The organism is Arthrobacter sp. R4-81, from assembly GCF_054792365.1.
Window position 1 is genome coordinate 33,081 of sequence record NZ_CP096446.1, and the last position, 23,599, is coordinate 56,679.

Below are 23,599 nucleotides of genomic sequence, written 5' to 3' on the forward strand. Positions count from 1 at the left end.
TCTTGGCTGGCAGCGATGGCGAATGTCTCAGCAAGAGACGTTCTTGCTCTCAGCGGGTTCCTGGCGCCAGACAGGATGGAACTTGCGGTGACGACGCTGTCCGATGTCACGCTGTACGAGTCTATTTTCTACTTTCACCGATGAGCATCATCTCCGGAAGTCCCATCGTCCAGGGGTCGAAGTCTGTGTCAGCGAAGATGTGGATCCGAGACCCGTCGTCAAGAATGAAAATTGGGTCAATAAGTTGATCGTTATCTGACTCGAAGCCTGTGATTCTCAATCCAATCAAACCTTGAATTTTTTCCTCAAGATTGTCTGATTCCCAACTGAAGCGTGTTCCTGGACGGTCTACTGTCCAAGGGCACATCAGGGTCAACGACCAGGATTCTCCGCTGAGATTAACTATTGGGTCGTTCACATTGAATCTGAGAATCGTAAGTGGAAGGGCTTCTTTTAAGAACGCTTTCGGGGTCTTCAAAGTCATCACCAAAGCTCAACGTGGGTTCTGGAGCGGATGTAGTCTCTGTTTTCCGACGGGTTGAGGTTTCTCTGCCGAGGAACATTCCTGCCCGTGAACGGACTGATAGGTGAGTCGTTGCCGTCGGTGAAAGAAGCCCGTTTCGGCGCCGTCCCTGACCGTTGCATAACTCTGACCTTACTCCCGTCTGGGAGCGTAAAACCGGTGCCTGGTCTGGATGTTGGCCATTCAGGGAAGCCCGCAGAGCGAAATCCAGCGAGCATCCGGCTTTCGCTAGTCGGAACAACAACTCCATTCGGACCAGCAACGAAATCCGCCTTCGATGACACATTTTGGGAGACACTTGGGGATATACGAGGGGGGGAAGCTTGCGTCGCTAGGGCTTTGTTTCCGAGGCTTTGGGTGACTGATTTGCTGTTGGCGGCGGCCTGCCGCGCTGCTGCGATGAGGCGGGGCGCCGACTGGGCTGCGGCGCTGGCGGCATTTCTACTAGCCGAGACTGCGTTGCCGATCCACCTGCCAAGATACGGGGCTGCTTTGCCAGCGACAGCTCCGACTGCGCCGCCGAGGATTCCGCCGGCTGCGCCCCATCCTGCGGCTTGGGCCATTCCTGCCCAGTATTCCTGTTGACTGGGGGCTGGCTTGTTGCCCAGAGCCACATCGACGGCGTTTCCTGCAGCGTAACCGGCGGCAGCGCCGATGGCTCCTGCCGCTACTGCCACGCCGATTCCGCAAACCACACTCGCAACGCAAGCGGTCGCGGCAGTGACAACGACTGCCGTGACGACCACAGCCGTTACGACGTTCGCGATCGTTCCAGCGTTGTCGTGGACCCATTTTCCGATGTCGCCCCAGGAAAAGAGACCGGATGGGTCGGAATAGTTGATCGGGTCGTTGGCCGAGTAGGCATAAGGTGTGAAAGCGGCGGAGTTCTCTGTGTCCAGTAGGGGGTCCGGAGCGGTGAATACTCCGAGAACGGGGTCAAGGTCCCTAGCCCCAAGGTGGGTAAGGGCACTTACGGTATCGGCGAGACCGGCTATGTAGCCGTTGACAGCGCTGAATCCTGTGGGGTTGGCTGCGTTGGAACCGACCCCCGTGGTGCCTGCTGCCGCAGTTGAGTAGGAGCCGGAGCCGGTGGCGGTTTGGGTTGCTCCCCGGGCCAGTCCGGAGGGGTCTGTGAACCTTGTAACGGCCTTTGCAAGGGTTGCACCCTCAGTGGGTAAGACGACCGTTTGGGCAGTATCGACACTGTCGCTGACGAGGAACATGAGCTTGACAGCCCCGCCTGCGGCGGTGCGTTGCGCGACTGTTTTCCCGGCAAAGGTGTACGTGCAGGTCGCTGTTTTGACCGCACCTGGGGTTGAGTGGGCGGTGACCGATCCCAGCGTTACTGTGGTTCCGCTGCCGTCCACAAGTCCGACGAGGTTTCCGCCAGCATCGTAGTATCTGGTGCCTGTGCTGCCGGCTGTTCCTGCGGCTGGGGCGGGCGGGGTGCCGGCCCCCGCAGATGGGTTGGGATTGGCGGGGAGGGTGGAGGTTCCGGTGCTTGTGGCGATGAGTCCGTCCGGTGTGTAGGCAAGGGTTTGCCCTGAACGCCCGGTCATCCGCCCGGCAGCATCCCAGGTAAACGTGGATGTGGTTGGTGCGCCGGAGGCGGGGGTGGAGGTGAGGCTTTGGAGCCGGTGCGGGCCGGGCTGTCCTGTGGCCGGGGGAAGGTAGTAGCCGGAGGTGTCCGCGATGAGATGGACGGTGCCGTTGGAGTTGTTGGTGAAGGACACCGTTCCGTCCGCCCCGACGGGGGTGATGGCGAAGTTGGGTGTGGTTTGTCCTGCTACGAAGTTCACGTTCGAGGTGGACGGTTGCGGAGTGCCGCCGGCGTAGGCGGTGATGTTCCCGGCTGTGGTGGGGGCGGTGACAGTGATGTTCAGTGCGACGGCGGATACACCGGTGGCGGGGATACCTCCCTTGCCGGTGACTTTGAGCCTGACGGTCTGCCCGGCTCCGACCGGTCCGGTCACCCCGCCCGTTCCGTTGCGGGTATCGAGTTGGCGGAAAGGGGTTTTCGCGTCAAAGGCCCCCGGATCGGTGGGGGTACCGGCGAGGTAGTAGCCGGAGGTGTCTGCGAGGAGGTGGACGGTGCCGTTGGAGTTGTTGGTGAAGGAAACCGTTCCGTCCGCCCCGACGGGGGTGATGGCGAAGTTGGGTGTCGTTTCCCCTGCAACGAAGTTCACGTTCGAGGTGGACGGTTGCGGAGTGCCGCCGGCGTAGGCGGTGATGTTCCCCGCTGCGGTGGGGGCGGTCACGGTGATGTTCAGTGCCACGGCGGATACGCCGCTGGCGGGGATACCTCCCTTGCCGGTGACTTTGAGCCTGACGGTCTGCCCTGCTCCGACCGGTCCGGTGACCCCGCCGGTTCCGTTACGGGTATCCAGTTGGCGGAAAGGGGTTTTCGCATCAAAGGCCCCGGCAACGGTAGGGGTACCGGCGAGGAAGTAGCCGGAGGTGTCCGCGATGAGATGGACGGTGCCGTTGGAGTTGTTGGTAAAGGAAACCGTTCCGTCCGCCCCGACGGGGGTGATGGCGAAGTTGGGTGTCGTTTCCCCTGCAACGAAGTTCACGTTCGAGGTGGACGGTTGCGGAGTGCCGCCGGCGTAGGCCGTGATGTTCCCATCAGCAGTGGGGGCGGTCACGGTGATGTTCAGTGCCACGGCGGATACACCGGTGGCGGGGATACCTCCCTTGCCGGTGACTTTTAGCCTGACGGTCTGACCGGCTCCGACCGGCCCGGTGACCCCGCCTGTTCCGTTACGGGTATCCAGTTGGCGGAACGGCGTCTTCGCGACGAACGCCCCGGCTGCGGCCGGGCCTCCGGGGTAGGTGTAGTTTTCGGTGCTGGCCAGGGCACCTGCGGCGTCGAATCGTTTGACCTCGGAGCGGTCACCAGAGGGTGTGTAGCCGTAGGTCTGGGCATAGGGCGCCAGCCCCCCGAGCCCGGTCACCGATGTTGATGCCGGGGTCGGGATGCTGGAGCAGTTTTTGGCCGCGGGTGTCCAGACGGCTGCGAGCCGGGAGGCGTAGTCGTAGTTGTAGCACTGGTAATCAGCCGGTGCTCCCGGCCGGTTTGCGTAGGAGAGCTCCCGGGCAGTGAGTTTTCCAGACGGCGTGTAGGTGTAGCTGGTCGTGCCAAGGTCCGCGACGGCACCCTTGGCCCTGTTGGTCGCTGACTGGTTGGCCAACCGGCCGGTGGTGGCGTCCCAGGAGAAGTACTGCTCGTTAAGCCCGGTTGTGTCCGCCGTGGTGCTGTTGATGTTTCGGTCATACTGCTGGAACGTCGCAAGGTTGTTCAAATGGCTGTATTCGGTGCCACCGGCAATGGTGTCGCCATTCTGGTTAGCAATCGACGACGGGTTTTCGAAGGAGTCATAACCGAAGTTCAGCGTCTCTGCGGGCAGACCGCCAATGGCGGGGCTGACTTGAGTTTTGACGTTTCCGGTGCTGGTGTACGTCTGGGTGGTGGTGTAACTTCCCGCGTAATTCGTGATGGATGCGGGAAGCGTCGTCGTGGTGGTGCCGGGCAGGTAAGCGGCGTTGTACCCGGAGACGGCAGTAGTGACGGCTTGATCGTAGTTCGGCCCGTTGTACCGCGTGGCGCTGCTGACTTGACCCTTCTTCTCACCGTCGTAGGTGATTGTCTGCAGTGTGCGTGCTGTCCCGCCAGCTGGCGTGACAATCGTTGCTGTTTTGCGGTCCAGGTCGTCGTAAGTGTAGGAGGTAACGGTGCCTAAGGTGTCGGTGGTGGAGGCAGCGCGTCCGGTGGCGTCGTAGGTGGTGGAGAGCGTGCCGGTGTCCGGGTCCGTGGCGGAAACCTGGCGGCCGGCCGGGTCGAAGGACCAGGTCCACTGGTTGGACGCTGTGTCTGTCATTGAGGTCATCTGGCCGAGGGCGTTGTACCCGTAGCTGGTGACATCCGGCGTTCCCGAGGCCACAGTGCCCTTGTAGAGCAGACGGCTGGTGACGTTGCCTTCGGTGTTGACGATGGTCCGCGTTGCCGGTTCGTTTCCCGGTCCGGTAGTGGTGGACGTGTCCACGCCTGTGTAGGTGATCCGGGTGGTCCAGAGTTCCTGGTTATCCATGGTCAGGGCCTTGACGGTGGTGATGCGCCCTGCACCGTCGTAGTCGTACTGATCCGAGGACGGGACGGCCACGTTCGGGACCATAAGGGTCCCGCCGGGGTTGGTGGAGTAGTAGTAGTCGTTGTTGACGAGTCTCTTCGCACCATTGTTGTTGTAAAACGTATCGGCGGCGATGGTGCCGCCCCCCGGTGAGGGCTTTTGTGTTTGGCGTACCCTGCCGAGCCCGTCATAGATCTCGTAGCTGCTGATGGCTTCGCCATTGCCGTTGATACTGGTGTGAATAACCGAGGAGGGTGCTGTCTGGGAGATGGTGTAGCCCGTAGCCTCGGTCGGAACTGCGTTGGTGGCTTTGGGCCGCATGGGGTCCCACACTCCGGTCACACGTCCCGAGGCGTCGTACTGGTAGCTTGTGACGTTGCCGTTTTCGTCCGTGCTGGTGACCTTGTTGCCCCGGATAGCTTCGAAGGCGGTGCTGGTCTTCCAGCCCAACGGGTTGGTGGTGGTAGCTGATGTTGGCAGCCCTGAGGAGGGCGTGTAGGCCACCGAAGTTGTCCGTGCCGTGCCTGTTGAGTTGTCCGTTGAACTGACCGGCCGACCGAGAGTGTCATAGGAAGTGGATGGACCGGTCTGCCAGCTGGTGACTGTGGTTCCGGAGACAGCGGTGGCGATGTCGGTCCGGGCGGTGTTGCCAAGGGCTGGGGCCTGGTATCCACTGGCGCCCGGGACCGCTTCGGTCGATCCGTCGTAAAGGGTCCTGTTGGCTTTGAGAAGGTTTCCCGCAGGGGCGCCTGTACTGGTGCAAGGGCCGGCGTACGTGCTCGTGGTTGCGGGGAGGGCGAGCAGGTTCGCCCCGGGGTTGTCGGCGTAAGCGGTGACGGTGCAGGTTCCTGGGGAGCCGCCGGCTTCTCCGCTGTCGGAGACTGAGGTGGTCCGGCCTAGTCCGTCGAAGTAGTTCGTGCTGGTTGTGGTCCTGGTTCCGCCGGTGAGGCTGCTGGCCAGGATTTTCTTTTGTGATTTGGTGCCGATATGGCGGGCCTGGGCGGCAGGTGTGTTGGCGCTGCCTGTCGCCGTCGCCTCGGAGTACCAAGGCATTGTGATGGTGCTGCTTAGTCGAGGCCCGCTTTCGCCGAGGAATTTTTCGGTTTCGACAGCGGATCCGGCCAGCCATGGGGAATCGGTAATGATGCTGCCGTCCGAGAGGGTCACGCTTGAGGTTATGGCCCCGCTGCTGTTGGCCGGCGTCCCGTCGCGGCCGCGGAGATAGGTCGTGACCGCCGACGGGTTCTGACCGGATGAGCCGTTACCGGAGATTGTTTTGACCTTGGCCCAGCCGGCGTTTACGGACCAGGTGAGCTGGGACCCTCCTGCCCCTGCGACGTATTTGGGTCCGGCGTACTTCCATGCTGGTGTGCCCTGGTACTCGTAGCGGCTGATCATGTCCAGGCTTCCGGAGCCGCCCGGGCCTGCGTTGGTGGACACTGAAGCGACCGGGTAGATGTGGAAGTAGTCCATCCTGGCGGGCTGGGCGATCGGGGTAGTCGGTGCCCACCATTGTGGGAAGCAACGCTTGGTGTTGGTTTCAGGGGATGCCGGAAGGTTGCTGGGTGAACATTCGGGTGCCTGGTAGGTGACGGCTATGGAGGCGCCCGTCACGGTCTTGATCGAGGAGATCCGGTAGCGGTCCAAGGGTGCGAGACCGTCCACGACCCAGACACGGTTCTGCAATGTCTGGCCACCGAAGACAACCGGCGGATCCGAGATGGCCCCTCCGACGCCTGTGGCTGTATTGGCTCCCTTATGGTCGATGGAACCAAGCCAGAGGGCAGGCTTGGTCAGGTCACCAGGGTCCGGCATCGAGTGGTGAAGGGTCCAGACGTCAACGTCCTGATACGCGGTCGGACTGGTTGCCGTCCGGGTGGTAACCGTGAGGAGTCGCTGGTCTGTGTAGAAGGTCGGTGAGTACACCGTGCAGGTCCCGGTGGACTGGCAGGCGAAGCCGGAGGGGATGTCATTGCCTGCTGAGCAGTCAACCCCGGTGCACCGCCCCGTGTAGGCCATTTCGACACGCAGGGGAGCTGCGCTGTCCAGTTCACTTCCGGTTCGCATACCGTAATCGACCCGGACGGGCCGGCTGGCACGGACATAGCTGAGCCTGGCCCCTGTTCCGGCTTGGGCTGAGTAGCTGTTGGTGTCCTGCGTGTAGTAGATGGCCTGGGAGTTGCCGTGAACGTCGACGACGTAGTCCAGGTTCCAGGCGTAGGCCTGTTGGCAGAGGGATGCGGCGAACGTTCCGGCGGCGCAGGGCTGGGTTGCGTTGGCAGCCCCTACGGGGACGGTGTCGGTGGAATTGGTGCTGGCTTTGCCGGCTGCCCAACCGGGCAGGTGGTTCCTTCCGAAGAAGTACTGTGTGCCGTTGGTGTCGGTAAGTTTCCAGTAGCCGCCGTCAAAAGTGCCGTTGGAACCGGCGGCCGTGAGGTACTCGACACGGGTGTTGTCATCGTTTTGCAGCCGGAAAGTCGGGGTCAGTGCGTCCTTGTCCTTGATCACCGTACCGGAGCGGCCCCCGAAGGAGATGGTGAACTGCTGACCTGCCGGGGATCCGCAGAGGTCGTAGGAATCCGGTACCCCCTGGTCCATGCAGGAGCCGAATCTCTGGGTGATGGAGCCCGTCCCGGCCAGGGACCACCCGTCTCCGACGACGGAGGCCTGGTTATTGGTGGCGCTGGTCAGCCCGTCGATCGAGGATGAGTCGTAGGCGAGAGCCAGGGATGGTGTCGGTCCGGCTGGTGCCTCCCGTGTGCTGAACGGGTAGCTCCAGGTGAACGCACCGGTCTGGCCTGTGACGCCCCACGCCCCGGAGGATGCCCCGGGCAGCCCTGTGAAGTCTCCGGAGCCTTTCTCGTTTGCAGCCGGAGCCGCCATCGGCGCCCCACCGAAGACGGCGTTCTTGATAGTCAGCCCGTTCTTGGGGGTGGCTGCACTGGCTGGTTCGCCTTCGATGGTGGCGGGGCCGGTACCCTCAACCTTTCCCTGGGTCTTTGAGGGGTTCTCGCCGTTAAGGAACGGGCGGGGCTCCGCTGGTGTGGCGTCTCCGGACCAGGGACTGACGTCAACGGAAGTGACGTTGTCCGTTTTCGGTGGCGTCCAGTCCCTGGAAGCGTCAGTGACAATGGCGAACAGTCCCGCACCGGACACGGCGACGGCGGCGCCGACAGTAAGGACCAGTGTCCTGTAGCCGGTGATGCCTCGAGAGAATATTTTGCTCATTTCAGAACACCTGTCGTCTTGTTCCCGGCCGTGTCTTTGAAGGACTTTTGAGCCAGTTCGAACTGCTCTTTGGTGAGGACCGCCTGTGTCATGACCGGGTTCAGGATCTGCCCCTTGAACTGTCCAGACCCGCCCGCTGCGGCCGCGCCGAGCAGCACTGGCTGGGTGGGAGGGGAGGCTATGTGTGTCGCCGATGTTATGGCCGTGGTCCAGGTCGAGGTGAATCCGGTAGTGGTTGAGGTGATGCGAAGTTGCCGGTTGATCCTGTCGTAGACGGCAGAGACAAAAGTCCATTTGTTGGCCGGCAGCGCTTCGGGCTTCTGCACGAATTCGCGGCCGGCTCCGTTCGCGCCGGTCCATGTATTGAACTCGACGAACCCTCCCGTGTTCAGCCACAGGGCCGAGCCCTGGGATCCTGTCCCGGCCATCTGGGTAATCATTGCCTGGATTCCCGTGGTGACAGGTGCACTTGGGCAGAACCAGCCTGAGACACTGAAGCTTTGCGAGGTGTCCACGGCGCGTTCAACGGTGGTGGCGTAGTGTCCCGACGCGCTGAACTGCAGCACGGTGCTGCGTTCAGGCGCGGTCGAGTTTGCGGGCAGACCGCCCTGGCACGACGTTGCTACAGGGACATGGTTGCTGGTCTCAATGTCCACCCACGATGCCCCGCCCAGGGTAGTAACCGGCAGGAGCTGAGAAGGAGCGGGGGCAGTGCTGCCCATATTGAACAGGTATGACACGGGGGTGCTTTTGACCTGTGTGTTGACATTGCCGGCTGCATCAAAGGACCAAACCGTCAGCCTGCTGGTGTAGTCGGTGGCACCGACCGTGACAGTCGCCGTCCGGCCATCGGCCGGGCATACCACAACAAACTCGTTGAACCTGCCGTCGCAGGCGACGTTTGCCGCGAGTGTCGGAGCGGTGTCGCCGCGAGTTAGGGCGTACACGAATCCCTTGATCGCGAAGGCATCCGAATTGGTCAAACTGAAGGTGTAGGCGTTCTGCCCCACGACACCGGCCGGGTCAGTGTGGGCTGAGTCAAAGACCGCCGGAGGCGTAATGACCGGGGCCTTTGGTGGATTGGTATCGACGCTGAAGTCGTAGCGGACCTTCGATGAAACCGAACCGGCCTGGTCCGCTATCTGGAAGTCAACGAAGTACTTCCCCGTCGTGAGATCCGGATCACTGGACCAGTCTCCGGCCCAGCTTGCCGTACCGCCGCTGCCGGGAACATTGATAGGGCCCCTTTCCATGGACCATACCGGGGAGCCGTCCGGGCGTTTAACGGCGATCCACACCGCTATGGAACCGCCGGCATCCCCGTCGGGGTCCGAGGCATAAACGGAGAAGATCGGCCGGCCGAAGCGCGTGATTCCGTTCTGGACCCCAGGGGCCGGACAGTTCGCGGCGCAACCGGTCATGGCGGTGAGCTTCGGCGTACTGGGCGGGGTGTTATAGGTAACGATCATGGAAGCGTCGTTCCCGAAGCGCTTCCAACCCAGGGGATCACCTTCGTTGCCAGCCCTCAACATCACCGTCCACTGGCCGACAGTGGAGATGATGTTCTTCGCCGAGCCCATGTCGAATCCCACAGTCCCTGCCGGGCACGACGCGGAGTAGCCCATGGCTGCATTCCTGGAATCCGTCTTGGCGACCAGCCCTGGCTGGTTATTCCACGTCGTGGACGGGCTGACGCCACCGGTGACGTAGGAGTCCACCGCCGTGGCGGTGCAGGACGATGACCATTTCAAAGCGGTGTTCATCCGTGCGGCGAGGATCACCTTGCCGGACATGGGTTGGGTAGCGAACTGGTAGTAACCGCGTGTCGTGTGCGATACCCCGTCAGGGGCCCAGCTTGAGGGAAGGTACCCGACGTGGACCGTTGCGTCGGTGTATTGCCCGTTCCAATACGAAACGCCCGGATAGGCGCTATCGACGTACACGTATGAGGTCCTGATCACGCCCCAGTCCGGGTCCACGAACAACGGAAACTTCAGATCTGGTGTATTGAGAATCTCATCCATACCGAAGATCTGCGTTTGTTTCCCGTTCTCAATCCCCAGGCTTAGCGCGAACGGCCTTGCAAGGCCGGAGCCACCAGGATCGGAGGCCGAGGCCCCTTCCTGGGATGAGTCCCACCACTGACCCTCAGCCGTGCGGAGTTCAACAGCACCGGTGTCCTTGCCGAGGGCAGAAAGCCCTCCGTCTCCGTCATCGCGAACGCTAACATTCTGGGCATCGAGCTGGATGCGCATTGCAACCACCCGCGGGTCCTTGGCCGCCTCAGGTGTTGCGATTTTCAGGACCTGGGACACGCCGGTTCTGTGGGCGATCTGGATCAGGTCAACGCCCGGAAGAACCGACGGGTAGGTCGCGGTATCGCCCTCGACTCTGGGCTCGGGCAAGGGACCGAAGGGCCACGTCTGCTTGATTGAGTGCCCGCGGCCGTTATCAAGGGTGGCCATCGTGGTGGAGGATTTGGCGCCGAGGCTCACTCCCACCGGCACCATTTTGGGAGCCAGGACCTTCACGCCGGCCTGGTCCTTCCAGACAAGATCAGTGGAGATATCCTCCCAACCGTTGCCGGACTGCATCCGGACCGGTTCGTTGCTGATGGTCCTGGTGAACGTGCCATCCGGATGGGCCACCGTTTGCTCGGTCGGAGTTGTCGCGGACTCGACAACAACATCGGCTCCCTCGGAGGACGCTTGGTCGCTGGCGATGTCCTCCGCCGTCAACGCTCCCATGAGGGGAACACTTCCCGAGGGTGCAGCCATGGAGGCGGCAGGAACAGCCGCAGTCACGAGACCGGCGGCGAGGATCACGGAACAGAACGCGCTCAAGGGCGAGGAGAGGGGATTTCCCACGTGAGAACTTTCCAGAAGAAGGGAAGTGTGCGGGGTTCCCAATAAAGTCCGTTTACCCATTACACGGAATATCTGAGAGAAAGCTACACGGCATTTGGGCATGCGCGCAACAGCAAATTCGTGACGAAAAAAATGTTACAAATCTGCATCAATCCACGGAAATTAGTCAGTTTCCTTAGGGTTTATCGGCCGGGTCGGAACTGCAAAAGAACTCACCAATACAAATTCCGCTTGTGAGGAGCCGCCAAGCCCTGTCGGTCGACAGGACCATACCGAAAGTTGTATCTGTGACGTGTGTTTGTGGCGGGAGTTTTGGGATAACAAATGGAACGGTCAGGTTACGCGGGACTCCACGGATCCCGAAAGGTGGCGGGGGTGTCCAACATCCAAGGTTGGGACGCCCTCGGTGATGATGCTGCCGCTGTTGCTGTCCCTGGGATATGGATATGACCTACATATGAAATCGGAAGCACGGCATGCCCTGGGGAGCCAGTAGCCCCGGGGACTCGGGGCCCAGAAGGGGAGAGAAGCCCACCAACTGGTGGGCTTCTCTCTGTAGCTTGCTTTTTAAGGTGCGCCGGGAAGGGTCTCGCAGGCGATCAGGTCGCCATCTGAGTCAAGGTTGGCGACGTCTCCGTAGTGGGGGTAGTACGTGTCGAACCAGTTCTGAGCTTCCGACCACGTTGAGAAGGAGGACGAGCAGTTTTTGGTATCTCCTGGGTTCGGAGGGACGGTGTTGCCTGGAGGAGGCGTGGTGCCGCCCCCTGGCGGGGGCGCGTTCCGGACGGTGGGCGCCGGCGCTCCTGCCGCCTGCCATTCACGGAAAGTGATCGGCCTGTTCATTCCGGGTCCTGCATACCAGACCGTCGGGTTGCCATAGTCCTGGTAGAAGGAGTCGCCTGGGATCCGTTGCTCGACCTGCGGCGTCGGGAAAGCTTCTCCCTGCCACTCTGAATAACCCAAGGGACGCCCGGCCCCTGAATACAGGTCGGTCATCCGGGCCAGTTCATTAGCCCAACTAAGCTTCAGAAACCCCTCACTACTCCTGCGCTCAAACCCACGGAATCCGGATGCGGCCCACTCTTTGTAAGTCAGCTTGTGATTCACACCGTCAGCACCTTCCACGAAGATTTCGCTCATCGTGGTGCCCCACTGATAGTAATAGCTGCCCTTGATCCATCCAGCGATGCGAGGCGTCGGTGTTCCGGCGGTCAGCCATTGTTTGTAGGAAAGCGGAGTCCACATCCATGCGGCCTCCCCACCGGGCCAGAACGTGACTGCGTAGACCGTCGGGGACCACGGGTACTTCACGAAGTCTGTCGATGCGGGGAGGGGCTGCCGCTGCTTATATGCGTCGGTCCATTTTGCGTAGCTGAGCGGGACAGGGGTTACGTTCCCCTTACCATCACTGACCATTTCGTAGATGGTGGCGTCGTAAACGATCTTGTACAACGGCCACAGACTGCCGCTGAGGTCGGCTTTTTCTGGCATTTCAATGATGGTGGCCCCACAGGATGTGTTGTTTAGCAGGGCATTCAGGGCCGTGAATTCCTCGTTGTCTGCCGTGAGGTTCCAACGCCATTTCACGGTGATCCAGTCAATGGCATACCGGCACTGTTCCATTGCCGGCATCCAGGTGGCCGGGTCCTGCGCTCCCTTGGACTGATTGACGCTGTCGGTAACCCCTTCAAGGCTGTGCAGGTAGCCGAGATCGTTGGCGTAGGCCTTACGCTTCTCGGCAGTCCATGCCCAAGCGCTGGACTGCCACGCTTCCTGCAGAGGCACGAGATGGTCAATGTCCACGTCGGAGGGGTTGGTCCAGGTGGCTCCGTCATACCAGGAGTACCACTGTCCCGCGGTGACCGTGCAGCCGGTTCCTTTGGTGACGGGCACCTGGGACTCCGCGATGAGCACTTCCTGTCGCGTGTCACAGCCGTTGGAGTCGGCGTCGATCCAGTGTTCGAAGTATGCGCGATCGTAGGTGTTGTTCGCTTCCGGCATGAATGAGAGTTGGTTAAACAATGATGTAAGCGTGGTTGTTGCGGCCGCGGCCGGCTGTGCGCCGGCAATTAGTGCGGCTGATGAAATGACAAGTGTCAATAGAGCGGCGAAAAGCCGCTTGCGAGGATCCCCCATGGATATATCTCTCTAAGAGAGCCGCATCATTGCGGCGAACCGGTGATAGCAGGAGCATATTGCAGGGATCAGACAATGACACCAAGGCGTCACAAAATATGTATTTCGCTCGCCCCAGCGCACCAGAATCCCGTCTTCACTGAAGTGATGGCGAATGACAAGTCATCTACTGTCTATGCGAAGTTTCAAGCGTCCCGCGAGGTTGTCCCGTTTCCAAGGAAGTGGGACGGAGAGGAACCGGGGATATCAAGCCTTGAAAAGCGTGCCGCCGGTGCGGCCGCCACCTGTCAGCGACCTGGTTGCGGAACCGATCGGGCGGGCACTCTACTTGAATAGAGGCCACAGATCCACGACTGCCCTGACGGCAGCGATCAGCAGGGCAGCCGCAGAGATCCAGACGCCGGCGATCTGCCAACTGTTGGCTCGAGGCCGCTGCTGTTCGTCCATCGTTCTCCTGCCTTCCGCTTCTGTGGGGAGAACAATCGTATGGGTCAGGGCCTGACAAAAGGGGGGAGTGACTATAGCCTCGGATCCGACTGTGCACAGGATCCCCACACAGGCCACGCGGCAGCAGCTGCTCGCTGTGGATGCTGGAGCAGCGCGTCGTTCACAGAGAACTCAGGGTGTGCCGCCGCCGCCCGGGCGCGCCTCCCTTTCCTTCGAGCCATAAGAAAATATGGGTGAATATAAAAAAATCCTTATATTGCCTCATATATTTCTATAGACTGCGCGGATGGACTCGAACATGAACCCCTTTGCCCCCGGCTCAGGCCTCAAGCCGCCGGCACTGGAGGGACGGGAAGCAGAAATCGAGGCCTTTGACCGCCTGATCGTCAGGACAAAACGCCAGGCCGCCGAGCGCGGCATGCTCCTTTCCGGGCTCCGAGGGGTCGGCAAGACGGTACTGCTGAACAACTTCGCGGCTCAAGCGGAGCACCATGACTGGTTCGTTGTGCAGATCGAAGCGCAGCCCAGTCCAGAAGGCGGCAAGGCAACACGGCAAAAACTCGCCCGCGCCATCGAAGCGGGGGCCAGGAGACTGCGCACCAGGTCAGCTTGGGACTACATCAAGGATGTTCTGGGCAGCATCGGCTCCTTCAACGTCACCCTAGGTGTTACAGGGGTGTCCGCCACGCTTGGCGCCACTGAAGGCCGGGCGGATTCCGGAAACCTCGACATCGACCTCGAGGAACTCGTCGAGGACATCTCAACCGCCATGGGCAAGACCCGCAGCGGTTTCGGAATCTTCATCGACGAAATGCAGGACCTGGACGAAGAACTCCTCGGCGCGCTGATCTCTGTACAGCACCTCGCCGGCCAGAAAGGCTGGCCGTTCTACATCATCGGGGCCGGACTGCCCAACCTGCCCGGAAAACTCAGCGCCACGCGTTCATACTCCGAACGCCTCTTTGACTACCGCACCATTGGAGCCCTTGACCCCACCTCCGCGGCAGATGCCATCAGCCTGCCCATGAACCAGCTCGGCGCGTATCCCGATGCGGACGCTCTGCGGGCCCTCGTCACAGCCGCAGATGGTTACCCCTTCTTCCTGCAGGCCTACGGCAAAGCCGCATGGGACGTCGCATCGAACAAAACAGTGAACCTCGACGACGCCCGCCTGGCCATCGAAATCGGGACAGAACAACTCGACGCAGGCTTCTTCCGGGCACGTTGGCAACGAGCGACCCCCGCCGAACGCCAATACCTGCGCGCCATGGCAGAGGACCACGACGAAGCCTCATCCACCGCCCAAGTGGCAGCACGACTGAGCCGGGCAGCCAGCCAGTTGACGGTCGCTCGATCAAGCCTCATCTCCAAAGGCCTCATCTACGCCCCAGATCATGGCGCCGTCCGGTTCACCGTTCCAGGCATGTCAGGCTTCATCAGCCGCCAATTCGAGGACTAGCCCAATGACATGCGAAGAGGACCCGTTCGCAGATCTACTTCAGGAGATCGTCTCCCTGTGGGAGTCAGCGCCAGTTCCTGGGACGGTTCCATACGGTGATGGCAGCCGCCCGAGATGGGCCACCGCCGCCACAACCGCCGTGGCGTGGGGATGGCTGGTCCGAGTCATCCGCACCGGGGAGTCCGTAATCCTTCTGGATAGAAGCGGATTCCATCCTGAATCTGCGCCGCTAATGCGCTCCATCATCGAACACACCATCAGACTTGCATACGCAGCAGACGTCGGGTTCGAAGCAATCGAGGTTGGACTTCGGGAGCGGTGGAAGAGCTTGGACAGGCTCAAAAAGGCCCAATCCATTGGGTGGGCGCTGCCGCCCGAGCAACTGACCGAGATCGACTGGATGCAGTCCGAGGCCAGCGAGGAGTACAAACACCTCGACTCGCTCACACATCTTGCACATGTTGTGAAGCGCCAGCCGGCGCTCGGCCAGCTGTATATGGCCTGGCTATTGGAAACCCAGTTGAGTCATCCGACACTAATTAGTGCTCAGAGCTATTTCGAACGCGAAGAGGGTTCCCTTTCCTTCGGTCTTAGAATGCGGGCTAAGGAAATGGATGAGCAAGTGGCCGCCCAGGTCTGTATCAACGTGCTCGTGGCCATAAGGGCTTACTCTCACATCGGAGGGCTAGGCGCACACTTCAAGAACCCGCTGGAGGAACTTGACCAGCGGATGGAGGTGCTCTGGAAAGGCGTCCGGGAACGCCCACACGCCTAGGGGTGCGTGAGACACGAGTTCTGCATCCCGTTCAGACTGTTCCAATTCCAAGGGCGAATGAAGGTCTCATGTCATCACCCCACGGCAAGACCAGACACGGAAACTATCACCCCAAGGAGTATCCAGACAGATGCAACCACGTGGACTTGGGTGATTCCGCGTTGCGTCCACCATGCGATGTCGATGTCGGCTGAGAACCACGAGCGGATGATTGCAGATTGCCTCGCCAGGATGCCGGCCATCGTCCACATGAACAGTCCGGATCCGAGAAGAGCCAATCCGAATAATAACGCCGCATTCACTACGGGCCTCCCACTTCCGTTACAAGGGATCCCGCATCCATGCGCTCCATCGGCTCGTGAACGAGTGGGCCCTACCTTGTTCGGTTTCCGCCACTTGGGCCTGCTTTACCCGGGCCTGCGAAAGCGCTCGGGCGCCGTGTCGTTCAGTGAGAAGGGGCCCCACTCGTCGGTCTTGGGCAGGGTCTCGTCGATTTCGTGCCACCGCTCCCATACCGCTTGGCGTGTTACCCCGAGAGCATTGGCGATCTCTGCCCAGGACAGGCCTGCCTTCCGTGCGTACTTCACGGTCGTGAGTTCAGTGTGATCGCATGTCTGGCGCACGTCCTGAATAGCTCTCAGAGTGGTGACTACCTCTGCTTTCCAGCCCTGTGGGCTCGACCTGGACAATCCCGTCGATCGAGGCCCCTTCATTGCCCTATGGACGGCTGGCCCGCCGCTGTATCTCGCCATGACGTCAGCGTGTACTCACGAGGGCTACCTGTCAAGACACCTTGGCAGTAAATTCCCAGGATCAGTGGGACGGTGCGCGAGCTCTTTGCACGGCCGTGGGGCGCGGCACACCGGGAAAAGGTTCCTGCCGGGGGTGAGTATTGAGCATGGCAAAGCGCATCTGCGGAATAACCGCCGTGATCTACCAGCAGACTGGGTCCGTCCTGGTGAGCCAAAGTTCATCCACATGAAGCAGATGAGGCTCCGGTACGCCGGAGCGTGTCGGCTATGCGACGCCGCACTTCCGGCTGGGACGGAAGCGATCTACGAGAGCGAGACGAAGACCATCCGCTGCTTGGAGTGTCCCGCTCAGGCTGCGGAAACCACGTCCCGCGACCCGGAATCACCTCGTGATGAGTCGTTGTCCACTGGGTCCCGAGTGGCCGGGTCGTCCGCCCGACGCGAATATGAACGCCGCAAGGCGAAGGACGCGGAAAAACTCCGTGAGAAGTGGGGCCCCCTCGGTGGCCTCGCAGTCGCCCTCTCTGACGAGCGGCAGCACACCAAGTCCTGGGATCGAGGCGCGATCGGTGAGGAACGCCTCGGCGCTCGATTGAATGCCCTGGCCGCCGATGGCCTGGCTGTCCTCCACGACCGACGCATCCCCGGTTCAAAGGCCAACATCGACCACATCGCCATCACTACCGGTGGAATCTGGGTGATCGATGCCAAGCGGTATAAGGGACGGCCTGAACTGAAGATCGAGGGCGGCATACTTCGCCCACGGGTCGAGAAGCTCCTCGTTGGCCGGCGGGACTGCACGAAACTGGTCGATGGGGTGCTCAAACAGGTCGACGTTGTCCGCGACCTGGTGGGAGATGTTCCGGTTACCGGGGCGCTGTGCTTTGTTGAAGCGGACTGGCCCCTGATCGGGGGTGCGTTCTCGACCCGTAGCGTTCACGTGCTCTGGCCGAAACGGTTAGCCAAAGTGCTGATAGACCAGACAGCCGGCGACGTTGATGTGGCGAGCACGCTTGAGTCGCTAGCCACGCGATTCAAGTCTGCATGACATCAGGACTTTGAGTTTTTCCAGCTGCGGGCAAAAGAAGGTCCGTCGAAAATTGGGGGAATCGACGGACCTTCCGATGGCACGCTACAGGCGTGAAATTAGGACTACGAATGGAGGAAAGGAAAGCGTTCGCAGGGGCCCGGCCAGACCAAGTCTCATAATTTCCCGCCGGCCACTGCCCACTCCGCTGAGATGTCCCAATTCCAAGGAAGTGGGACGGCTACAGATGGCATTGGAATGAGTGGTGGGATGCGAAGATTACGCAACGACCGAGAATGATGGCTTTGGTCCAGGGCGGCTGCTCGCAAGTAGGCTGGGCGACGGGCACCAACGGTGAACATCCATCAAAATCACGCGTCGCGACGGCGTGCCCATTCGACGAACATCGATCGCAAAACGTAGTGTTTCGAGAATGCTAATCGACGCTTCCCGCCCCCTCGCCGTAGACCTCTTCGCCGGAGCCGGCGGCCTGTCCCTCGGCCTCGAGCAAGCCGGTTACGAGATCGCGGCCGCCGTCGAGTACGACCCGATCCACGCTGCAGTCCACGAGTTCAACTTCCCACAGGGCAAGACTTTCTGCGCCGACGTGTCGAAGATCACAGGCAAGCGTATCCGCGAAGACTCCGAGATCGGCGACCGCGAGATCCATCTCGTCGCAGGCGGCCCGCCCTGCCAGGGCATATCGATGATCGGTCGCCGCGCTATCGACGACCCGCGCAATACGCTCCTCAAGGAATTCGTGCGCGTCGTGCTTGAGCTCAATCCGCGCTACTTCCTCATGGAGAACGTCGCCGGTCTTATGGTCGGCGGCCACCGTCAGCTGCTCGACGAGGTCGTGGAGCTGTTCGAAGCGAGCGGAGAGTACGACATCGTGACTCCCGTGAAGGTGCTCCAAGCCGCAGACTTCGGCGCGCCCCAGTCCCGCCAACGCATGATCCTGATAGGCGCGCGCAAGGGCGTGCAACTGCCGACTTACCCCGAAGCGACGCACGCCCCGCGCACGGTCAAGGGTAAGGTGCCGGAGAGCCCCAAGCTGCCGGTCGGCCCGAGCGTGCTCGAGGCGCTGGGGGATCTGCCTGACGCCGATGACTTCGAGGACCTGCTACACGACGACAACGTCGAGCGCGTGACCTACGGCAAGGCCAGCGAGTACGCGGCACGTTTGCGCGGCTCTAAAAAGGACCCCACCGACTATTCACGCCCTCGCCCGCGACTCGCCGACGAGATGACTTCTTCGGCCCGAACCGTCCACACAAAGAAGTCCATCGACCGCTTCCGCGATACCGAACCGGGGACGACCGAGACCGTAAGCCGGTTCCTCCGCCTACACCCCGACGGTATCTGCAACACGCTCCGCGCCGGCACAGCCTCGGATCGCGGTGCGTACACAGCGCCCCGGCCGATCCACCCCGTCCACCCGCGCGTCATCACGGTGCGCGAGGCCGCGCGCCTGCACGGCTACCCCGACTGGTTCCGTTTCCACGTCACGAAGTGGAATGGCTTCCGCGAAATCGGCAACTCGGTGCCGGCCCGTCTCGGCCGGGCCGTGGGAGCGACCATCCTTGCCGCCGACGGTGTGACCCCGACAGAGGGCAAGCCGGTCAAGCTCGGCTCGACGGACCTGCTCTACATGACGGCTGGTCAGGCGCACGACCACTTCGGCCTGACCGAGCGGGTCATACCGCAGCGCGACCGGAAAGTCGGCTGAGGTGGCCGACGAGAAGATCGAACAATCAAAGGAGAACCGCTACAAGCAGCTCGCGGGATGGGTCTTCGCCAAGCACTACAAGGAGGGCGATACCCGCGTCCCGTGGGTGCGCGGCGAACTGACGGAGGCCGCCACGGCGCTGGGCATCGAACTGCCGAAGAATCTCGGTGACGTCCTCTACGCGATCCGCTATCGCATCAGCTTCCCCGAGATCATGGTTGAGGCCGCGCCGGAGGGCACGGAGTGGGTCATCCGGTCTACCGGCCGCTCGAAGTACACGTTCGACCTGATCCCCTTCCAAGTGCGTGTGCGCCCGAACCTCGCGCTCACTGTGACCAAGATCCCCGATGCGACGCCGGAGATCATCGCGTCCAGCGCACTTAGCGACGAGCAGGCCCTCCTCGCGCTCGTGCGTTACAACCGCCTCATAGACATCTTCCTCGGGGTTGCCTCGTACTCGCTGCAGAACCATCTCCGCACAACTGCGAAGGGCATCGGCCAGGTGGAGGTCGACGAGGTGTACGTTGCAGTGGATCGGCACGGGCGACAATTCATCCTGCCCGTCCAAGCCAAGGGCGGCAGCGACGAGATCGGCATCACGCAGACCGAGCAGGACATCGCCGCCTGTGCGGAGAAGTGGCCTGGCATGATCTGCCGCCCGATCTCTGTTCAGTTCGCGAACGACGGGCGCGTTGCGCTGTTCGAGTTGGCCCTGCAGGACGAACAGGTGCGAGTTCGTCGAGAGTCGCACTACAAGCTCGTGTCGGCGAAAGACATTACAGCATCCGACCTCCAGGGCTACGGCCTCGCCGCCGGCCCCAACGACGCTTAGCGGGCCATGAAGCCAGGTCCGCCTCCGTCGAGCGAGCTCGCCTCGCGGCGCATGCGACACACCCCTACCCGGGATACACCGGCCGAACTCGCCATCCGGCATCTCCTGCACGCACGAGGGTTGCGGTACCGCGTCGACGTGCGTCCGGTGAAAGGACTCAATCGCCGCGCCGACGTCGTGTTCGGCCCGGCAAAGGTCGCCATCTTCGTCGACGGATGCTTCTGGCACGCGTGCCCCGAGCACGGCTCCGCGCCGAAGGCGAATTCGGAGTGGTGGGCCGAGAAGCTGCGCACGAACGTCGAACGGGATCGCGACACCGATGCGCGGCTGACCGCCGCCGGTTGGACGGTCCTCCGAATATGGGAGCACGAGCCGCCCATGGCGGCCGCCGAGCTAGTTGCCCGGGTCGTCGCCGAACGGCGTACTCACCCTACGCGGAAAAATGGACGGACGTGATGAGCGCGTCGAGCCTGCGGCTGGCCAGGTCCTCGCTAGCCTAGACCGGTGCCGAGCGAGAAGACCCAAGTCATTGAGTGGATATTCCTCAACCGGAAGTACGACGTGACTGCCCGAGCGCTCACAGATCCCATCGTCACGATGGACGACATCACCGATGGCATCGCCGAAACGGGCGCGAAGCTCAAGACGTCGAACCCGGCAAACTTTTGGAAGGACCTCACCCGCACCGGGGCCAAGGGGCTCAACCGCAACTGGCCTCGAAGCGTGTTCGAGCGCGGCTACGCAGGAGGCGACGCGATCGGTCAGGTAGACCGTGCCGTCTTCATGTTCGTCCTAATAGAAGAAGGCCAGGCGGAGCCGTTCATCGACGCCATAACCTTCACCGATCAGATCTCCGTTATGCCATTGCAGTCCCTGTCGATGCCTCATGCCATGAAGGCCCTCGGCCGCCGCGGCGAAAATTGGCACGCTCAGGTCGCCGACCGTCTCAATGTCGTGTCGTCGTTCTTCGCGCTGTGCTCCCCGCGAAACGCCCCACCTCGCAGCGTGCGAGAAGTGAACTTCCTGCAGACCGGGATCAAGATGAAAGATGGCGAAACCGATGCTGCGTTCAGCCTGCTTGCTGATGACGGGCAATGGCTGGTGTCGGCCGAGGTGAAGGGAAAAACCGAGGAGTTTCACCTTGCCCAGATCGCCCGCGCTGCCTACGCGCTGGAAACGACGGCGAAGTCTGCGAAGTCCTCGACGCTGGGGGAAATCGTCGGCGTGATTCCGCTTGGCATCAAGGTCGTAGGCAAATCCCGACTGTGGGTGGTCGAGTTCGCACCGGTCGAAGACCCCGATACGCCTCTCACAAAGGTGGCCGAAGGCGTCTTTGAACTGGTGCCGCACGTCCCTGGCATCGACTAGCCAAGTACTTCAGAAGGGCGGCTCGTCTCGTTCCTTGCGGCGCAGCTGATCACTACGTTCTTCGAGACTGCTGGGACGATGCCGAAAGGAAGGAAATGGGATGGACGGACAGGAGGGTTGCGGGCCGGAGTTTGTCCGACCTGATGGATATGCTCATTAAGTGGCAAACCTAGGGTTGGAGAGAAAACGTTGAGGAATCCCGCTCACGAACTACTGGAACTCTTTGAGCGGTGGGGAGAGCATCCAAGCGGAAGTCCGCTCAATGGCCGTGGGTTACAAGACGACGAGGACGCGGCTATCGACGAGCATCTTTACGCCATGTGCCTTCTCGCCGCGATTAAAATCAGCGTTGATGACCTCGAACGCGGTGGTTATCGCGTCAAATCATTCAGACGCAGCTTCCGTCTCTGGACCAAGGCCATCATGAACTACCCACACGCTTGGAATGCTGCCTCAAATAGCGCCATGTTCAGCGTGCACGCGATGGACACACTGGATAACCTGGCAGCAGCTATCGATGGGCACCTTCCAGCGCCGACGCCGGAACGTGTCGCAGAGATCATGTCCTATCTCGACGACGTCGTTTCCCTTCTGGGTGATGACGAGCAGCTCTCTCCCGAACTACGTCTGCACGTATCAAAAATCGTCCAGACGATCCGCAGCTGCATCGCTGAGGAGAGCGCATTTGGTGAAACAGATCTAAAACAGGCGCTGTACGACCTCTGGGTGGCCCTCTACGCGGCGGCCGGGCAATCGGACGGAGACAAGCGGAACCGCTGGGCGACCATGGCAGAGACCATTTACCGCCCAGCGGCTGCGGGTTTCATTGGTTCTATTCCAGGACTTGCTATCGCTGCGGCTCAACTCACGCAGGGGTAACCGGCCTTCGCCCCCAAGCAGGAGCTGACCTCTTCGCTGGGCCGATGCAGCGATCCAAACGCCGGCGGAAGCTGGCCAGCGGGTCGGTGCCGGCTGGAGTGAGCGGGAAGCTGTGCGCTCTGAGTTGAGCTTCGCTGGCAGAAATGTCCCGGGCTAAACGTCCGAGGTGTCGGTGGCATCAGCCACAGCAGGGCCAGAGAGACGGTATAGGTAGCGCCGCCGCCTGGGATCGAACACCGACCCACCGGGCTGGGGCAGTGGCTGGCTTATGGTGTTGAGAAGTCCGTACTGCTGAAGCTCTCTGGTGCCTTTGGTCCTGGTCGAAGACGAGATGAAGTATCTCGCTGGAAATTCCTTTGTGCTGAACCAGACGGGTTTTGTGTCGGCTTGTTCTGCCAAGAGAATCAACAGCATTACCAGCCCTGGGCCAGTCAGGGCTTGGATGACACCCTCGGTCCAAAGCTTGCTGGGTACTTTGAAATACAGGTTTGGGTTACGCAGCGCTTCTGCTGATTCTGCTCCCCGGGCCGTCCTGACGAACATGGTCGACGGCAGCTCATATTCGATTCCCTCCCCACCCTCGTCCAGGAGTGTTACTTGTGGAGGCTGGCCTGGCCGAGCCTCTAACTCAACAAGGTTCGCTTTTTCCAGTGCCCGCAGCGCAGCTCGAACCCGCCTAGACCCCAGCCCGTCGGGATCGTCAAGATCCAGCAGCGTCGCCCAACCTCGGGCAGCCCGATCTGTGGTGTATGGGGGACTGGAAGACCGCCAAAGCAGAGCGAGGTACAGCTTGATGGCAACGGTCCCCGACTTCCCGCCGGAGTAGACCTTGGCCAACGGAGGTTTGTCGCCTTCAAGGGACCGTACGAACCATTTCCTCACGGGCGTACTGGTCGTCCTCCTTCGAGATGTCGTCTGAATGTAGTCGGCAGCCGCAAGCGATGCGTCCGAAGTTGCTCCAAAAGCTTGGGGCATGACGATGTTGGCCGGGAGCCGTTCGAGCAAATTCTCCCACGACGCCTCTTGTGCACTCTTAACCGTACTCATAACGCCCTCACTAGTTCTTTACACTACCGCCTGTTGTCTACTCCAGCAACGATGATTAATCGGTATATAAACGACCCATGTGTAGTCTGTAAACGCAAGTGTCAGCATGATACTCTATCGTCATTTGACAGTCAAGTACTTTTGTGAGAGAATTGTCATACAGCAATTCGCCATGGCATAGAGATGTGGAAGCCCGAGAGGGACGTGACCGCACTGAACCGCCAGAAACTTTTTGTTGAGCTTGCCTACGCCGATGGCTAACCGTACACATTGGTTGCTGTTACCGCCTGCTGCATTCGACTGGAATGTGTGCTTGCGATAGACAGCAAGGACTGGCCACGAAGGGCCCCGCTTGGGAGCGGGGCCCTTCGTGCTTTTACAAACACTTGGCAGGAGTCAGGAG

The 23,599-nt window shown here is 61.2% G+C and carries 16 protein-coding genes; 8 read left to right on the top strand and 8 right to left on the bottom strand.

Annotation, left to right across the window (positions count from 1 at the left end; translation table 11 throughout):
• Nucleotides 1–121: 121 nt before the first annotated feature.
• From M1E05_RS20560 to M1E05_RS20580, 5 genes are all read right to left on the bottom strand, one after another.
• Nucleotides 122–484, bottom strand: a complete 363-nt coding sequence (locus tag M1E05_RS20560) for a hypothetical protein (protein WP_461165380.1) — start codon at nucleotides 482–484, stop codon at nucleotides 122–124.
• Nucleotides 484–7,878 (bottom strand): RHS repeat-associated core domain-containing protein, encoded by a 7,395-nt coding sequence (locus tag M1E05_RS20565; protein ID WP_461165381.1) that lies wholly within the window; start codon nucleotides 7,876–7,878, stop codon nucleotides 484–486. Before M1E05_RS20565 ends, M1E05_RS20560 begins: the two co-directional genes overlap by 1 nt.
• Nucleotides 7,875–10,745 (bottom strand): LamG-like jellyroll fold domain-containing protein, encoded by a 2,871-nt coding sequence (locus M1E05_RS20570; protein ID WP_461165313.1) that lies wholly within the window; start codon nucleotides 10,743–10,745, stop codon nucleotides 7,875–7,877. The genes M1E05_RS20565 and M1E05_RS20570 overlap by 4 nt, the downstream gene beginning before the upstream one ends.
• Nucleotides 10,746–11,312: 567 nt before the next feature.
• Nucleotides 11,313–12,746 carry an HNH endonuclease family protein gene (locus tag M1E05_RS20575; protein ID WP_461165314.1) on the bottom strand — a complete coding sequence of 478 codons (1,434 nt, stop codon included), beginning with the start codon at nucleotides 12,744–12,746 and terminating at the stop codon, nucleotides 11,313–11,315.
• 459 nt (nucleotides 12,747–13,205) lie between these two features.
• Nucleotides 13,206–13,328 (bottom strand): hypothetical protein, encoded by a 123-nt coding sequence (locus M1E05_RS20580; protein WP_461165315.1) that lies wholly within the window; start codon nucleotides 13,326–13,328, stop codon nucleotides 13,206–13,208.
• Between the two features lie 286 nt (nucleotides 13,329–13,614).
• On the opposite strand from M1E05_RS20580, the gene M1E05_RS20585 reads away from it, so the two are divergent.
• Nucleotides 13,615–14,787 (top strand): ATP-binding protein, encoded by a 1,173-nt coding sequence (locus M1E05_RS20585; RefSeq protein ID WP_461165316.1) that lies wholly within the window; start codon nucleotides 13,615–13,617, stop codon nucleotides 14,785–14,787.
• 4 nt (nucleotides 14,788–14,791) lie between these two features.
• Nucleotides 14,792–15,562, top strand: coding sequence for a DUF5677 domain-containing protein (locus M1E05_RS20590; RefSeq protein ID WP_461165317.1), 771 nt, complete (start codon nucleotides 14,792–14,794; stop codon nucleotides 15,560–15,562).
• A gap of 74 nt (nucleotides 15,563–15,636) precedes the next feature.
• On the opposite strand, the gene M1E05_RS20595 is transcribed toward M1E05_RS20590, so the two are convergent.
• Both M1E05_RS20595 and M1E05_RS20600 read right to left on the bottom strand, forming a co-directional pair.
• A complete protein-coding gene (locus M1E05_RS20595; protein ID WP_461165318.1) occupies nucleotides 15,637–15,840 on the bottom strand; it encodes a hypothetical protein in 204 nt (67 codons plus the stop codon).
• 129 nt (nucleotides 15,841–15,969) lie between these two features.
• Nucleotides 15,970–16,149, bottom strand: a complete 180-nt coding sequence (locus M1E05_RS20600) for a hypothetical protein (RefSeq protein ID WP_461165319.1) — start codon at nucleotides 16,147–16,149, stop codon at nucleotides 15,970–15,972.
• A 583-nt stretch (nucleotides 16,150–16,732) separates the two neighbouring features.
• Between M1E05_RS20600 and M1E05_RS20605 the strand changes: the two genes are divergently transcribed.
• From M1E05_RS20605 to M1E05_RS20630, 6 genes are all read left to right on the top strand, one after another.
• Nucleotides 16,733–17,362: a nuclease-related domain-containing protein gene (locus M1E05_RS20605; RefSeq protein ID WP_461165320.1), complete on the top strand. Its 630-nt coding sequence runs from the start codon at nucleotides 16,733–16,735 to the stop codon at nucleotides 17,360–17,362.
• 412 nt (nucleotides 17,363–17,774) lie between these two features.
• On the top strand, nucleotides 17,775–19,070 hold the full coding sequence (locus M1E05_RS20610) for a DNA cytosine methyltransferase (RefSeq protein WP_461165321.1): 1,296 nt from the start codon (nucleotides 17,775–17,777) through the stop codon (nucleotides 19,068–19,070).
• A gap of 1 nt (nucleotide 19,071) precedes the next feature.
• On the top strand, nucleotides 19,072–19,902 hold the full coding sequence (locus M1E05_RS20615) for an endonuclease (RefSeq protein ID WP_461165322.1): 831 nt from the start codon (nucleotides 19,072–19,074) through the stop codon (nucleotides 19,900–19,902).
• A 51-nt stretch (nucleotides 19,903–19,953) separates the two neighbouring features.
• The gene (locus M1E05_RS20620; protein ID WP_461165323.1) at nucleotides 19,954–20,358 is read left to right on the top strand and encodes a very short patch repair endonuclease; all 405 of its coding nucleotides are present in this window, start codon (nucleotides 19,954–19,956) and stop codon (nucleotides 20,356–20,358) included.
• A 48-nt stretch (nucleotides 20,359–20,406) separates the two neighbouring features.
• A complete protein-coding gene (locus M1E05_RS20625; RefSeq protein WP_461165324.1) occupies nucleotides 20,407–21,270 on the top strand; it encodes a hypothetical protein in 864 nt (287 codons plus the stop codon).
• 189 nt (nucleotides 21,271–21,459) lie between these two features.
• Entirely contained in the window at nucleotides 21,460–22,149 is a 690-nt protein-coding gene (locus tag M1E05_RS20630) for a hypothetical protein (protein WP_461165325.1), read from the top strand.
• A 153-nt stretch (nucleotides 22,150–22,302) separates the two neighbouring features.
• Here the strand turns inward: M1E05_RS20630 and M1E05_RS20635 are convergent, their stop codons facing one another.
• A complete protein-coding gene (locus tag M1E05_RS20635) occupies nucleotides 22,303–23,031 on the bottom strand; it encodes a hypothetical protein (RefSeq protein WP_461165326.1) in 729 nt (242 codons plus the stop codon).
• Nucleotides 23,032–23,599 lie beyond the last annotated feature (568 nt).